This is a genomic window from Klebsiella sp. 141251 (genome assembly GCF_050600725.1).
Classification (GTDB): Bacteria; Pseudomonadota; Gammaproteobacteria; order Enterobacterales; family Enterobacteriaceae; genus Klebsiella; species Klebsiella aerogenes.
The window spans coordinates 23,503-37,420 of record NZ_JAQIRG010000012.1 but is presented as its reverse complement, the minus strand read 5'-3'; the positions used below and the strand labels follow the sequence as shown (position 1 = coordinate 37,420).

The window sequence follows — 13,918 nt, the reverse complement described above, 5'->3', positions numbered from 1 at the left end:
GCTACCCTGATGCGTAAGTCTCGCATCAGGGTATCGTCATGAAACAAGTCACTTTTGCTCCCCGTCATCATCAGCTTACCAATATCAATACCTGGACCCCGGACAGCCAGTGGCTGGTTTTCGACGTGCGCCCGTCGGGGGCCTCTTTCACCGGCGAGACCATTGAACGGGTGAATATCCATAGCGGCGCCGTTGAAACGCTGTATCGCGCCGCTGACGGCGCCTGCGTTGGCGTGGTCACCGTACACCCGACGCAAGATAAATACGTTTTTATTCACGGCCCGGAACACCCGGACGCCAACTGGCATTACGATTTTCATCACCGTCGCGGGGTGGTTAACTGGCAGGGTGAAACCCGCAATCTGGATGCGCTGGATATTACCGCGCCTTATACTCCCGGCGCGCTGCGCGGCGGCAGCCATGTTCATGTCTTCAGCCCTGACGGCCAGTTCGTTAGCTTCACCTATAACGACCACGTACTTCACGAATACGATCCGGCGCTGGATCTGCGCAACGTTGGCGTAGCCGCGCCCTATGGCCCGGTGAGCCCGCAGGGCGCCCATCCACGCGAATATGCCGGCAGCCACTGGTGCGTGCTGGTAAGCCGTACCACGGCGAACCCAGGACCCGGCAGCGATGAGATCAATCGCGCTTATGAAGAGGGGTGGGTCGGCAATCATGCACTAGCGTTCATCGGCGATACGCTGGCGGAAAACGGCGACAAAGTGCCTGAACTGTTTATTGTGACGCTGCCCCGGGATGAGGCAGGGTGGAAGCGGCAGGGCGATGCGCCGCTGGCCGGAAGTGCAACGACGATGCCCGCGCCGCCGGCAGGCGTCAGCCAGCGTCGTTTGACCTTTACCCACCAGCGCCGCTATCCGGGGCTGGTGAATGTGCCGCGCCATTGGGTACGCGCCAATCCGCAGGCCACCGAGATCGCCTTTCTGATGCGTGATGATGCAGGCATTGTACAGCTGTGGCTTATCCCGCCTGCGGGCGGCGAGCCGCGTCAGTTAACACATACTGCTACGGGGATTCAGTCGGCGTTTAACTGGCATCCATCGGGCGCGTGGCTGGGATGCGTGGTGGAAAACAAAATCGCGCTCTGCGATGCCCGCAGCGGCGCGGTAAGTTATTTGACGACCGATCGCGAAAATCCGCCGTCCGCGGATGCCGTCGTATTTTCGCCGGATGGCAAATACCTGGCGTGGATGGAAGACGTCGACGGTTATCGCCAGTTGTGGATAACCGAAACGCAGCGCTAGCTTAGCGCGAAGGCATTGGCGCTGGCGGGATCACGGAGTTGGTCGCCAGCGTCTCCTGCTCGCTTTTCTCGACGCGCGATTTTACCGAGCTGTCGGTACGGAACATATCCCACGGCAGCAGCAGCGTGTCCATGACCGCGGTGAACGGCATATCGAGGGCCACCAGCGATTTCACGCCCCAGTTGGTGTCGTCGTCGCCCAGCGTATGGGCGCTGGAGCGCGTGCCTGGGTAGGTTCCTTCCTTGCCGCCGGTATGCGACATTACGCTGGAGCAACCGCCCACACTAATCATCCCGCTGAACAGGACCAGCTTTAACAATCCGCTTTTCATCACTCTTCCGTCATTTTATCGGGGTTACTTCGGTTATAACGAGCCGTCCCGTGAATGCCTAGCGTTATTGCACTGCACTGTGGCGAGTATCGCACTTTGCCTTTTGTGCTTTGCAACCAGTCTAAGCATTCGCCAGCAAACTGCAAAAAAATTTGGCCGAAAAGGGCTTGAAAAGCGTCGGGGCACACCCATTTTAGTAGTGTCACCCAATGAGGATACGCCTGAGGGGTATTCCGGGTCATAACGGCTTGTCCATGATGGAAAGCCATTGAATTCTCGCTGATTTCAGGAGCTATTTACTATGCGTAATTTCGATCTCTCCCCGCTTTATCGTTCTGCTATTGGTTTCGACCGTCTGTTCAACCTGTTAGAAAATAATCAAAGCCAGGGCAACGGCGGCTACCCTCCGTATAACGTTGAATTAGTAGATGAAAACAATTACCGCATCGCGATTGCCGTCGCCGGTTTTGCGGAAAGCGAATTAGAGATAACCGCGCAAGACAATCTTCTGGTGGTGAAAGGCTCCCATGCCGCCGAGCAGAAAGAGCGCACCTATCTGTACCAGGGTATCGCGGAGCGCAACTTCGAGCGTAAATTCCAGCTCGCCGATAACATTCATATTCGCGGCGCGAACCTGGTCAACGGTCTGCTGTATATCGATCTGGAACGCGTGATTCCGGAAGCGAACAAACCGCGCCGTATCGAAATTAACTAATTGACCGCTTCAGGCCGCGCGGCGGCCTGAATAAACAACTTGCTCGCCGTCAGGGAGCAGATGCGAATTCGCTGAATTCGCAGGTACCTACTCGCTTCTCAGAAGGAGAAAACACTATGCGTAACTACGATTTATCCCCACTGCTGCGTCAATGGATCGGTTTTGACAAACTGGCTAACGCCCTGCAAACCGCCGGTGAAAGCCAAACCTTCCCGCCCTATAACATCGAAAAAAGCGACGATAACCATTACCGCATTACCCTCGCGGTAGCTGGGTTCCGTCAGGAAGATTTGGATATTCAGCTGGAAGGTACGCGTCTGACCGTTAAAGGCACGCCGCAGGCGGCTGAAAAAGAGACCAAATGGCTGCATCAGGGGCTGGTGAATCAGGCCTTCAGCCTGAGTTTCACCCTCGCGGATAATATGGAAGTCTCTGGCGCCACCTTCACCAACGGCTTGTTACATATCGACTTAACCCGCCACGAGCCGGAAGTCGCCGCCCCGCAGCGTATCGCGATTAGCGAGCGCCCGGCGCTGAATAGTTAATTAAGCCACATCGCTTTCAAGCCCCGATAACTCGGGGCTTTTTTGTGCGTGAAAGCGCATTAAATCACCTTGCTGCAACAGATGTTTCAGTTTAAAAACGAATGCTTGCCATATAGGCTTACTAAAACAAGGGATATGTTATGAATGAACGGCAGTCACTTGAAGTGAGGGGAGCGGCCACCCGTTCCAGTGATGCTGTTAACAGCTATTATGATAAATGAAGCAAGGAGCGATATGTACTACCGGAATGAAGTTCAGGGATATTTTAAAAATAATAGAATCTTAGCTTTGAAATTTGATAGGGCTCTGTCCAGTGTCAGAGTGGGGGTGTCAAATCAGATTGAAATGATAGGTTCAGGAGCTAAAAGAGCGTTGTATTATTCCTCATGCTTTACCAGTGAATATCAGGATGTCTGCAAGCAACAAAAGCAAGAGGATATAAGATTTACAATAGGTCTTGGTCGTGTTATTGAAGGGGATAGTGTGGTTTTTGAAATGGTTAAGGTTTATTTTGATGAGATTTTTAAGTCCAAAACGACACAGCAATTAGAAAAAATAAAAAAAATCCTCATGACTGTAAATATTCACATAGCAGCAAGCACCTTGACACAACAGGGCTTTTCTCTGGGGGTGGCATCGGCTGTCGCAGTAAGTACAAATGTAAGCTTTAGCATGAGTGCATTAACCGGTCGGGCTGCTGGTATAGCTGTTGGGATTGCTGGAGTATATGGCATTGTACAAAAAGCAGCTGAGAGTGCTAATCAACTGCGCTCGCTTCATCCATGGTATTATTTTGCATTATATTCAAAGGGGCTGGAAATGATGTATTTTCTTGTCTCATCTATATTTGAAAAGGCCGGTGCATTTAGAGTGCATCAAATCTCTGATGATGATATTGCTGATATTATTAAACGAATGATTAGGTAGATGATATGGGGTTTGTGAAGTCACTTTTGAAACGGTTTTTTAAAACGTTAATATCAGCTTATGTTCCAGCTTTGTTGGTTGTTATATTCGCCGTTGTGTTTTTCAGATTTTTCCCTGAAGGTCCTGTTTGGCCTGTGGGGGTATTTGTTATTTTTATTATTTATGTCTTTGCCCGCTATGTTAAGTAGGATGTATTTTAATGATGAGGAGCTTCAATAACGATCGATTCAAAATCCGCAGGCCCCTCGAGTCTTCTACGCAAAGCGCACCTTGCAGCGGCGTCCCTACTGCGCCTGTCGAGTAAAAAGTGCTGCAAAAAAGAAAATGCTCCCGAGTAGCGGAGCTACTCCGCAATTATTGTGCGCCATGCGGCATACAACCCACCCGGCAGCAGTCATAATCCCTGTTAATGATAATGTTATTCACAGGGAAAATAGTATGAGTGATATAGCATTGACCGTCAGCGTGTTGGCGCTGGTTGCGGTGGTGGGATTGTGGATCGGCAATGTCAAAATCCGCGGCGTTGGCTTTGGTATCGGCGGCGTGCTGTTTGGCGGCATTATCGTGGGCCACTTCGTGGATCAGGCAGGGATTACGCTGAGCAGCCCGATGCTGCATTTTATCCAGGAATTTGGCCTTATTCTCTTCGTTTATACCATCGGTATTCAGGTCGGTCCGGGCTTTTTTGCCTCGTTACGCGTCTCCGGCCTTAAGCTCAATCTGTTCGCGATCCTTATCGTCGTACTTGGCGGGCTGGTGACTGCGATCCTGCATAAACTGTTCAATATTCCGCTTCCGGTCGTTCTCGGCATCTTCTCTGGGGCGGTCACTAACACCCCCGCGCTTGGCGCCGGGCAGCAAATCCTGCGCGATCTTGGCCTGCCGTTTGATGTCGTCGATCAGATGGGGATGAGTTACGCGATGGCCTACCCGTTTGGTATCTGCGGCATTTTGCTGACCATGTGGCTGGTGCGGCTGTTCTTTCGTATCAATGTGGAAAAAGAGGCGCAGCAGTTTGATGAGAGCAGCGGTAACGGGCACGCTCATCTGCATACCATTAACGTGCGGGTGGAAAACCCGAATCTAAATAATATGGCGATTCAGGACGTGCCAATGCTCAACAGCGACAAAATTATCTGCTCGCGGTTGAAGCGCGATGAGCTATTGATGGTGCCGGCGCCGGCTACGCTTATCCAGCATGGCGACCTGCTGCACCTGGTCGGGCGGCCGGAAGATTTACATAACGCGCAACTGGTGATTGGTAAAGAAGTGGCGACTTCGCTCTCAACGCGCGGTACCGATCTCAAAGTGGAACGCGTGGTGGTCACTAACGAGAAGGTATTAGGGAAGAAAATCCGCGATCTGCACTTTAAACAACGCTATGACGTCGTGATCTCGCGGCTTAATCGCGCTGGGGTTGAGCTGGTGGCTAGCAGCCATGCCAGCCTGCAGTTTGGCGACATTCTTAACTTAGTTGGACGGCCTCAGGCCATTGACGCGGTGGCCAATGAACTCGGCAACGCGCAGCAAAAGCTGCAGCAGGTGCAGATGCTACCGGTGTTTATCGGCATTGGTCTCGGGGTACTGCTTGGTTCCATTCCGCTATTTATTCCCGGTTTCCCGGCGGCGTTAAAACTGGGGCTGGCCGGCGGGCCGCTGATTATGGCGCTCATCCTCGGGCGTATCGGCAGCATCGGTAAGCTGTACTGGTTTATGCCGCCGAGCGCCAACCTGGCGCTGCGCGAACTCGGTATTGTGCTGTTTCTGGCGGTGGTGGGGCTGAAATCCGGCGGCGATTTTGTCGACACCCTGCTCCACGGCGAGGGGCTCAGCTGGATAGCCTACGGTATTTTCATCACCGCTATCCCGCTGCTGACGGTGGGCATACTGGCGCGGATGCTGGCGAAGATGAACTATCTGACCCTCTGCGGCATGCTGGCGGGCTCAATGACCGACCCGCCGGCGCTGGCCTTCGCCAACAACCTGCACGCCACCAGCGGCGCGGCGGCGCTCTCCTACGCCACGGTTTATCCGCTGGTGATGTTCCTGCGGATAATCACCCCTCAACTACTGGCCGTGCTGTTCTGGGGGCTGAGTTAGCGGGCTCTGTGCCTGGACCCGGCGCAGGTGGTAATCCACCTGATACTCGCTGGCGTTGCGGAACATCACGGAATAGTTAAGAAACTCGCCGCTATCGCTGTAGGAAAGCGAGGTAATGCGCAGCAGCGGCGTCTGCTCCGGCACGTTCATTGAGCGTGCCAGCTGTTTATCCGCCAGTACCGGGGTGAGGGTTTCATAGTTGCCGCTGATGGTGATACCGCACTCTTTCTCGATATAGTCGAACTTCGACCCCTCCAGATGACCCAACGACAGATGGCGGAACAGTTTAACCGGCATATAACTGTCCTCCAGCATTAGCGGTTTACCATCGACGTAGCGCACCCGGCGTGAGAAATAGATCCGTTCATCAATTTTAATTCGCAGCTGACTGGCGATAGCCGGCGGCGCGGGCATCACTTCGAATATCAACACCTGACTCACCACTTCTTTACCCTGCTGGCGCAGAACTTCCGCCAGCCCGGTCAGGTTGCTGGTCTCATGGTGTACATCTTTGCGCGCGACATAGGTGCCGGAGCCGTGGCGGCGCACCACTAATCCACTTTCCACCAGCAGGTCAATGGCTTTGCGAATCGTCATGCGCGCCACGCCGAACTCCTGCGCCAGTTTTTTCTCGCCCGGTAACGGGCTGCCAATGTTGAAATCGGAAGAGTTGAGCCGTAAACGCAGTTTGTCAGCAATAGATTTGTAGATCACCAGTAGACCTCTATTCGTCATTGATGAATCAGCGATAGCCAGCTGACGTGAATTATAAAATTATAAAAAACAATAAATTAAAAACTATAAGTGACATTGATTTCGTCACCTCAATTCATCGTGTCTATGTTTTACGCAAAAAGTAGACAACATTGACCGAATTAAAACCATGAATGCGATCACGAATCGCAGCGGCGCAGCATGTTGCCGACGGGGCGAATTCCTATGCTCGAAGCAGGCCGGTAAAGAATAAAAAAAGGCCACTTACCCTACGAGTTGTTACATGAGGATTTTCAAATGCTCAGTCAAATACAACGCTTTGGCGGCGCCATGTTTACCCCGGTTTTGCTGTTCCCATTCGCCGGGATTGTGGTGGGTATCGCCATTATGCTGCGTAATCCGATGTTTGTCGGCGAAGCGCTCACCGCACCCGATAGCCTGTTCGCGCAAATTGTTCACATCATTGAAGAGGGCGGCTGGACCGTCTTTCGTAATATGCCGCTGATTTTCGCCGTCGGCCTGCCGATTGGCCTGGCGAAGCAGGCCCAGGGCCGGGCCTGCCTGGCGGTACTGGTCAGTTTTCTTACCTGGAACTACTTCATCAACGCCATGGGGATGACCTGGGGCCACTTCTTCGGCGTTGATTTCTCCCTTGATCCCACGGCGGGAAGCGGCCTGACGATGATTGCCGGGATTAAAACCCTGGATACCAGCATTATCGGGGCCATCGTTATCTCCGGCATCGTCACCGCGCTGCACAATCGTTACTTCGATAAACCGCTGCCGGTGTTCCTCGGTATTTTTCAGGGATCGTCGTTCGTGGTGATCGTTGCTTTTCTCGCGATGATCCCTTGTGCCTGGCTTACGCTGCTCGGCTGGCCGAAGGTACAGATGGGGATTGAGTCGCTACAGGCTTTCCTGCGCTCAGCCGGCGCGCTCGGGGTGTGGGTTTACATCTTTCTTGAGCGCATTTTGATCCCGACCGGCCTTCATCACTTTGTCTATGGGCCATTTATCTTTGGTCCGGCGGTAGTGGAGGGCGGCATCCAGGTCTACTGGGCGCAGCATCTGCAGGAATTTAGCCAGAGCGTTGAACCGTTGAAAGCGCTGTTCCCTGAGGGCGGTTTTGCGCTGCATGGCAATTCGAAAGTCTTTGGTTCGGTGGGTATTGCGCTGGCGCTTTACTTCACCGCCGCGCCGCAAAACCGGGTGAAGGTCGCCGGTTTGCTGATCCCCGCCACCCTGACCGCGGTGCTGGTGGGCATTACCGAGCCACTCGAGTTTACCTTCTTGTTTATCTCGCCGCTGCTATTTGCCGTGCATGCGCTGCTGGCGGCCACCATGGCGACGGTGATGTATATCTGCGGCGTCGTGGGGAACTTCGGCGGCGGCCTGCTCGATCAGTTCCTGCCGCAAAACTGGATCCCGATGTTCCATCACCACGCGTCGATGATGTTTATCCAGATAGGCATCGGCCTCTGCTTTACCGGCATCTACTTCGTCATCTTCCGCACCCTGATCCTACGCCTGAACCTGAAAACGCCGGGTCGCGAAGACAGTGAAATCAAGCTTTACAGCAAAGCGGATTATCAGGAGGCGCGCGGTAAAACCAGCGTGGCGGCAGCTGCGGAAAACAAGCTGGGCCAGGCCGCCGGCTTCCTGCAGGCGCTGGGCGGGGCCGGCAATATTGAAAGCATCAATAACTGCGCCACCCGACTGCGTATCGCGCTGGTGGATATGGCGAAAACGCAAAGCGACGAGGTGTTTAAAGCGCTCGGCGCTCACGGCGTGGTCCGCCGCGGCAACGGCATTCAGGTCATTGTTGGTCTGCATGTCCCGCAGGTTCGCGACCAGCTGGAAACCTTAATGAAAGATTCTTTATCGACCGAACACACCACCATGACGGAGGCAGTATCATGAAAAAATTCTCAGTTGTTATCGCAGGCGGCGGCAGCACCTTTACCCCTGGCATCGTTTTAATGCTGTTGGCAAACCGCGATCGTTTCCCGCTGCGGGCGCTAAAATTTTATGACAACGACGGCGCGCGTCAGGAGACTATCGCCGAAGCCTGTAAAATTATCCTCAAAGAACAGGCGCCAGAGATTGAGTTCAGCTACACCACCGACCCGCAGGCCGCCTTTAGCGATGTCGACTTCGTGATGGCGCACATCCGCGTCGGCAAATACCCGATGCGCGAGCAAGATGAAAAAATACCGCTGCGCCACGGCGTGTTGGGTCAGGAAACCTGCGGACCGGGCGGGATTGCCTATGGTATGCGCTCTATCGGCGGCGTGCTGGAGTTGGTGGATTATATGGAGAAATATTCGCCAAACGCCTGGATGCTCAACTACTCCAACCCGGCGGCGATAGTGGCTGAAGCCACCCGTCGCCTGCGGCCTAATGCTAAAATTCTCAATATTTGCGATATGCCGATCGGCATTGAAGGGCGGATGGCGCAAATCGTCGGGCTGAAAGACCGCAAACAGATGCGCGTGCGTTACTACGGCCTTAATCACTTCGGCTGGTGGACCTCGATTGAAGATCTCGACGGCAACGATTTGATGCCGAAACTGCGCGAGTATGTGGCGAAATACGGCTATGTACCGCCATCAAATGACCCGCACACCGAAGCCAGCTGGAACGATACGTTTGCCAAAGCGAAAGATGTACAGGCGCTGGATCCGCAAACGATGCCAAACACTTACCTGAAATATTATCTGTTCCCGGATTACGTGGTCGCGCACTCCAACCCGGAACGTACCCGCGCGAATGAGGTAATGGATCATCGGGAGAAAAACGTCTTTAGCGCCTGCCGGGCGATTATTGCCGCCGGTAAATCTTCCGCGGGCGATCTGGAGATCGACGAACACGCGTCGTATATCGTCGATTTAGCGACGGCTATCGCCTTTAACACTCAGGAAAGAATGTTGTTGATTGTGCCGAACAATGGCGCAATCCATAACTTTGATGCCGACGCGATGGTAGAGATCCCTTGTCTGGTCGGTCATAACGGACCGGAGCCGTTGACGGTGGGCGATATTCCGCATTTCCAGAAAGGGATGATGAGCCAGCAGGTGGCGGTGGAAAAACTGGTGGTGGATGCGTGGGAGCAGCGTTCATATCACAAGCTGTGGCAGGCGATTACGCTATCGAAAACCGTACCGAGCGCCTCGGTGGCGAAAGCGATCCTCGATGACCTGATTGCCGCCAATAAAGCGTACTGGCCTGAGCTGCATTAACCCTCGTTTTACCGGCATCCATCGGGTGCCGGTTCTTCTCTCCTGTTCGTGATTTAGGCTATGCTGTGGCCTGCTTGCGTGACGAACAAGGACTGCTGATGAAAATTTCCCGCATTGGCGAAGCGCCGGATTACCGCTTTTCGCTGGCCAATGAACGCACCTTTCTGGCGTGGATCCGTACGGCGCTCGGCTTTCTCGCCGCGGGCGTCGGGCTCGATCAGCTGGCGCCGGATTTTGCCACTCCGCTTATTCGCGAAGTGCTGGCGCTGCTGCTGTGCCTGTTTGCCGGCGGGCTGGCGGTGTATGGCTATCTGCGCTGGTTGAGTAACGAAAAGGCGATGCGCCTGAAGCAGGATCTCCCCTATACCCGTACGCTGCTGGTGATTAGCGTCCTGCTGCTGGCGGTCGTGGCGGCGGTGATGCTGCTGGTGCTGTATGGCGGATAAACGCCGGGCGCGGCGGGAGAACGATCCCGGTTTACAGCCGGAGCGCACCTCGCTGGCGTGGTTCCGTACTCTGCTTGGCTACGGGGCGCTGATGGCGCTGGCGATCAAACATAACTGGCATAGCGCCGGGCTGGCGTTCTGGATATCGATTGGCGTACTGGCTGTGGTGGCGATCGTTCTCTGGCGCTACACCCGCAGCCGCCATTTAATGGATGTTGCCGAGAGCGATTTTTTGCAGCCGGGAGCAGTTCGTGACAAATTTTTGATCTCCCTCGCAGTGCTTTCGCTGTCATTATTGTTTGCTGTAACGCATCTACGGCAGATCATTTTATTTCTTAAGGATGTGACATGACAGGATGTCGGACAGAATGCCACTCCCTCGCTCACAACGAACCGGCAGTGCAGGAGGTCAAAGTTTATCGCCACCACTGCCAGCAACCGCAGCAGCTATATCGGGAGCTACGCGCGCAGGGCGTGCGCGCCGTTCGTTTTATTCCGCAGCTCAGAGCGGAAGATGCCAATGCATGGGGAAAATTCCTTTGCGCCATTTTCCATATCTGGGCGCGGGAAGATATTGGCCGCATAACGATTACGTTGTTTGAGGAAACCCTGCGTATCTGGTGCGGCGAACCGCTGCGCGAACAGCGGCAGGTGGCCGCCAATAGCGCCTGTTTTGTCTGTGCATGGCGGCGGCTGTGCGCGGGCGACGACGACCCGCTCTGTGAAGGCTACCGCCAGTTCTATGTCGCCAGCGCCCCCTGTATGCGGGTCATGCGCGATCTGCGTAAACAGCAGCGGTCACCGGGCGAACTGATGCCGCTGCTGCGAGCGATTTAACGTCCCTTCGCCAGATACTGCGCCATCTCTTCTTCCGGCACCATACCGCCGCCGGTCGCCCATACCAGGTGGGTGGCCTGACGTAGCTGTTCGTCGCTCAGTCCTTGTAGCTGATGGTACGCTTTACTGGCGCAGACGCGCTGCGGCCCTGCCATCCCGGCCAGCGCGGACGGCTCAAGGCGAATGTTTTCCGCCGTTGCCAGCCAGCCCAGCATGTCGTACATCGTTTGATCGTCAAGGGTATACAGGCCGTCGAGCAGGCGCTCCATCGCCCGGCCAACGAAGCCGGAAGCGCGGCCGACCGCCAGACCATCGGCGGCGGTCAGGTTATCAATCCCTAAATCCTGCACCGCAATCTGGTCATGGAGCCCGGTGTAAATGCCGAGCAGCATACAGGGCGAATGGGTCGGTTCGGCGAACAGACAGTGAACGTGGTCACCAAACGCCAGTTTCAGGCCAAATGCGACGCCACCGGGGCCGCCGCCAACGCCGCATGGCAGATAGACGAACAGCGGGTGATCGGCATCGACCACGCGTCCTGCTTGGGCAAACTGCGCTTTCAGGCGTTCGCCGGCCACGGCATAGCCGAGGAACAGCGTGCGCGAGTTTTCATCGTCGATGAAGAAACAGTTCGGGTCGGATTCCGCCGCCTTGCGCCCCTGTTCGACCGCCACGCCGTAATCTTCTTCATACTCAACGACCGTTACGCCGTGGCTGCGCAGTTTGGCCTTTTTCCATGCGCGGGCATCCGCCGACATATGCACCGTGACCTTAAAACCGATGCGCGCGCTCATGATGCCAATCGACATACCGAGGTTGCCGGTAGAACCGACGGCGATGCTGTACTGGCTGAAGAACTGTTTGAATTCCGGCGTCAGCAATTTGCGATAATCATCTGCGATGGTGAGCAGTCCGGCTTCCAGCGCCAGCTTTTCCGCATGGGTCAGCACTTCATAAATACCGCCGCGCGCCTTAATGGAACCCGAAATCGGCAGGTGGCTATCTTTTTTCAGTAACAGATCGCCATTAATCGGCTGATTGAATTGTTGCTCGAGGCGGCGTTTCATTGCCGGAATGGCAACCACTTCTGATTCGATAATCCCGCCGGTGGCGGCCGTTTCCGGAAAGGCTTCCGCCAGATACGGCGCGAAGCGCTGCAGGCGTTCGTGAGCGTCTTTTACATCTGCGGCGGTCAGGCCGACATAGGGCAAACCTTGCGCCAGCGTCGTCGTCGCCGGGTTAAACCAGGTGGTTTCTTTCAGCGCGATCAGCTCCTGCACAAGCGGGAAGGTCGCGGTTAATTGGGTCAGGTCAGCGTTTTTCATATTACGTCTCGTTCGCTTAGATGATGAAAGAAAGCAGGAAGGTGGCGGCGAGTGCAAGTAAAGAAGCGATAAATGTCGCCGTCGTATAATACTTGAACGTTTCGCTGAGGCTTGCGCCACAGTATTGTTTCACCAGCCAGAACAGGGAATCCGTTACGATCGTGCAGCCAATGGCGCCGGAACCGATGGCAATAGCGATGATCTCCGGGCTTACGCCGGGATACAGCGGCAGCATCGGGGCGACGATAGCGGTGGCGCCCATCATGGCCACGGTAGCGGAACCGACGGCGGCGTGAAGGATCAGCGCCACCAGCCAGGCCAGCAGAATCGGATGCATATGCAGATTCGAGAGGATCACCGCCAGGCTATCGGCCAGGCCGCTGGATTTCAAAATCGCGTTGAACGCGCCGCCCGCGCCAATAATCAGCAGAATATTAGCAATCGATCCGAAGCCGTTTTCAGTATGAGTCAGCAGGACGCCCATCCCCATCTGGCGACGAATACCGAGAATGTAATAAGCGACAAAAACGGCAATAAACATCGCGGTGATCGGGTTGCCGATAAATTCCAGCAACATATACAGCGTGCCGCCTTTAGCCATGTTCAATTCAGCGACGGTTTTCACCAGCATCAGCCCAATCGGTAGCAGCACGGTAAATAGCGTAGCGCCGAGCGAGGGCAGCGTCGATTCTTCGCGTACTTCAAGGTTAGAAAACTCGGTCGGCACCGGTTTAAACGGTAGGCGGTTGCCGAGCAGCTTGAGGAACAATGGGCCGCCAACCAGCGAGGCAATCAGGCCAACCAGCAGGCCATAGACGATAACCGTACCGATATCTGCGCCGAGTTTATTCGCCACGAACAGCGCGGCCGGATGCGGCGGCACCACGCAATGCACCGCCATCAGCGCGGTACACAGGGGGATGGCCAGCTTCAGCAGCGAGGTATTGGTTTTTTTGGCAATGGAGAACGCCAGCGGGATTAGCAGCACCACGCCGACTTCAACAAACAGCGTAATACCGCAGATTAGGCCAACCAGCACCATAATTACGTCCGCCGACAACCAGCGACAGCGCTGTAGCGCCAGGCCGATGCGTTCCGCCGCGCCGGAGACTTCCATCATCTTCCCGAGGATGGTACCGAGACCGATCACCGCCGCCAGGAAGCCAAGCGTACCGCCAATACCGCTCTCAATGGCGTTGACCATATCCAGCGGCCCCATGCCCATCATCGCGCCGACGAAAAAGCTCGCCAGCAGGAGCGCCAGAAACGGATGAAACTTCAGTTTGACGATCGTTAAAACGATTAACACGATACTGATAAATAGCGTGCCTACCACCCAGATTTGAGATTCCATACCCCACCTCGCCGTAAATAACGTGTGGTTATTGAACAGAAAAGCGACATAGGCTGACAAACGATATAAATCGCCTTTCAGGTGATCCAAATTGATGCAAAAGCGTGATTTGGTTCTTAA

At 54.8% G+C, this 13,918-nt stretch carries 14 protein-coding genes and 1 other annotated feature; of the genes, 10 read left to right on the top strand and 4 right to left on the bottom strand.

Translation table 11 applies throughout. The features are described 5' to 3' along the window. The first annotated feature begins 38 nt into the window (after positions 1 to 38). Positions 39 to 1,265, top strand: a complete 1,227-nt coding sequence (locus PGR09_RS22125; RefSeq protein WP_047078167.1) for a DUF3748 domain-containing protein — start codon at positions 39 to 41, stop codon at positions 1,263 to 1,265. A 1-nt stretch (position 1,266) separates the two neighbouring features. Here the strand turns inward: PGR09_RS22125 and PGR09_RS22120 are convergent, their stop codons facing one another. Continuing rightward, positions 1,267 to 1,596: a YceK/YidQ family lipoprotein gene (locus PGR09_RS22120; RefSeq protein ID WP_020077625.1), complete on the bottom strand. Its 330-nt coding sequence runs from the start codon at positions 1,594 to 1,596 to the stop codon at positions 1,267 to 1,269. Between the two features lie 233 nt (positions 1,597 to 1,829). Continuing rightward, positions 1,830 to 1,904 (top strand) — a sequence feature (ROSE (Repression Of Heat Shock gene Expression) occurs in the 5'-region of heat shock genes and acts as an RNA thermometer to modulate expression.). On the opposite strand from PGR09_RS22120, the gene ibpA reads away from it, so the two are divergent. From ibpA to PGR09_RS22100, 4 genes are all read left to right on the top strand, one after another. Then, positions 1,898 to 2,311: a small heat shock chaperone IbpA gene (gene ibpA, locus PGR09_RS22115; RefSeq protein WP_015703892.1), complete on the top strand. Its 414-nt coding sequence runs from the start codon at positions 1,898 to 1,900 to the stop codon at positions 2,309 to 2,311. (Overlaps the previous feature by 7 nt.) Positions 2,312 to 2,427: 116 nt before the next feature. After that, complete coding sequence (ibpB, locus tag PGR09_RS22110) at positions 2,428 to 2,856, top strand: small heat shock chaperone IbpB (protein WP_015369047.1); 429 nt, start codon at positions 2,428 to 2,430, stop codon at positions 2,854 to 2,856. A 234-nt stretch (positions 2,857 to 3,090) separates the two neighbouring features. Further along, a complete protein-coding gene (locus tag PGR09_RS22105; protein WP_047044619.1) occupies positions 3,091 to 3,783 on the top strand; it encodes a hypothetical protein in 693 nt (230 codons plus the stop codon). Between the two features lie 438 nt (positions 3,784 to 4,221). Beyond that, a complete protein-coding gene (locus PGR09_RS22100) occupies positions 4,222 to 5,883 on the top strand; it encodes a putative transporter (protein ID WP_047044622.1) in 1,662 nt (553 codons plus the stop codon). Here PGR09_RS22100 and PGR09_RS22095 read toward each other — a convergent pair. Next, complete coding sequence (locus PGR09_RS22095; protein ID WP_015369049.1) at positions 5,851 to 6,597, bottom strand: GntR family transcriptional regulator; 747 nt, start codon at positions 6,595 to 6,597, stop codon at positions 5,851 to 5,853. The two genes, PGR09_RS22100 and PGR09_RS22095, sit on opposite strands and share 33 nt — an antisense overlap. Before the next feature lie 297 nt (positions 6,598 to 6,894). Here PGR09_RS22095 and PGR09_RS22090 point away from each other — a divergent pair, with 297 nt between their 5' ends. The 5 genes from PGR09_RS22090 (at position 6,895) to PGR09_RS22070 (ending at position 11,119) form a co-directional block, all read left to right on the top strand. Beyond that, a complete protein-coding gene (locus PGR09_RS22090) occupies positions 6,895 to 8,517 on the top strand; it encodes an alpha-glucoside-specific PTS transporter subunit IIBC (protein WP_430916521.1) in 1,623 nt (540 codons plus the stop codon). After that, positions 8,514 to 9,836 carry a 6-phospho-alpha-glucosidase gene (locus PGR09_RS22085; protein WP_020077628.1) on the top strand — a complete coding sequence of 441 codons (1,323 nt, stop codon included), beginning with the start codon at positions 8,514 to 8,516 and terminating at the stop codon, positions 9,834 to 9,836. The genes PGR09_RS22090 and PGR09_RS22085 overlap by 4 nt, the downstream gene beginning before the upstream one ends. Positions 9,837 to 9,934: 98 nt before the next feature. Further along, positions 9,935 to 10,282 (top strand): YidH family protein, encoded by a 348-nt coding sequence (locus PGR09_RS22080; protein WP_015369053.1) that lies wholly within the window; start codon positions 9,935 to 9,937, stop codon positions 10,280 to 10,282. Next, complete coding sequence (locus PGR09_RS22075) at positions 10,272 to 10,634, top strand: DUF202 domain-containing protein (protein ID WP_015369054.1); 363 nt, start codon at positions 10,272 to 10,274, stop codon at positions 10,632 to 10,634. Before PGR09_RS22080 ends, PGR09_RS22075 begins: the two co-directional genes overlap by 11 nt. Next, on the top strand, positions 10,631 to 11,119 hold the full coding sequence (locus tag PGR09_RS22070; RefSeq protein WP_063447573.1) for a hypothetical protein: 489 nt from the start codon (positions 10,631 to 10,633) through the stop codon (positions 11,117 to 11,119). The genes PGR09_RS22075 and PGR09_RS22070 overlap by 4 nt, the downstream gene beginning before the upstream one ends. On the opposite strand, the gene dsdA is transcribed toward PGR09_RS22070, so the two are convergent. Both dsdA and dsdX read right to left on the bottom strand, forming a co-directional pair. Continuing rightward, positions 11,116 to 12,444, bottom strand: coding sequence for a D-serine ammonia-lyase (gene dsdA, locus PGR09_RS22065; RefSeq protein WP_047044636.1), 1,329 nt, complete (start codon positions 12,442 to 12,444; stop codon positions 11,116 to 11,118). The genes PGR09_RS22070 and dsdA overlap by 4 nt on opposite strands. Before the next feature lie 16 nt (positions 12,445 to 12,460). Beyond that, on the bottom strand, positions 12,461 to 13,798 hold the full coding sequence (dsdX, locus tag PGR09_RS22060) for a D-serine transporter DsdX (RefSeq protein WP_045389052.1): 1,338 nt from the start codon (positions 13,796 to 13,798) through the stop codon (positions 12,461 to 12,463). Positions 13,799 to 13,918: the final 120 nt, after the last annotated feature.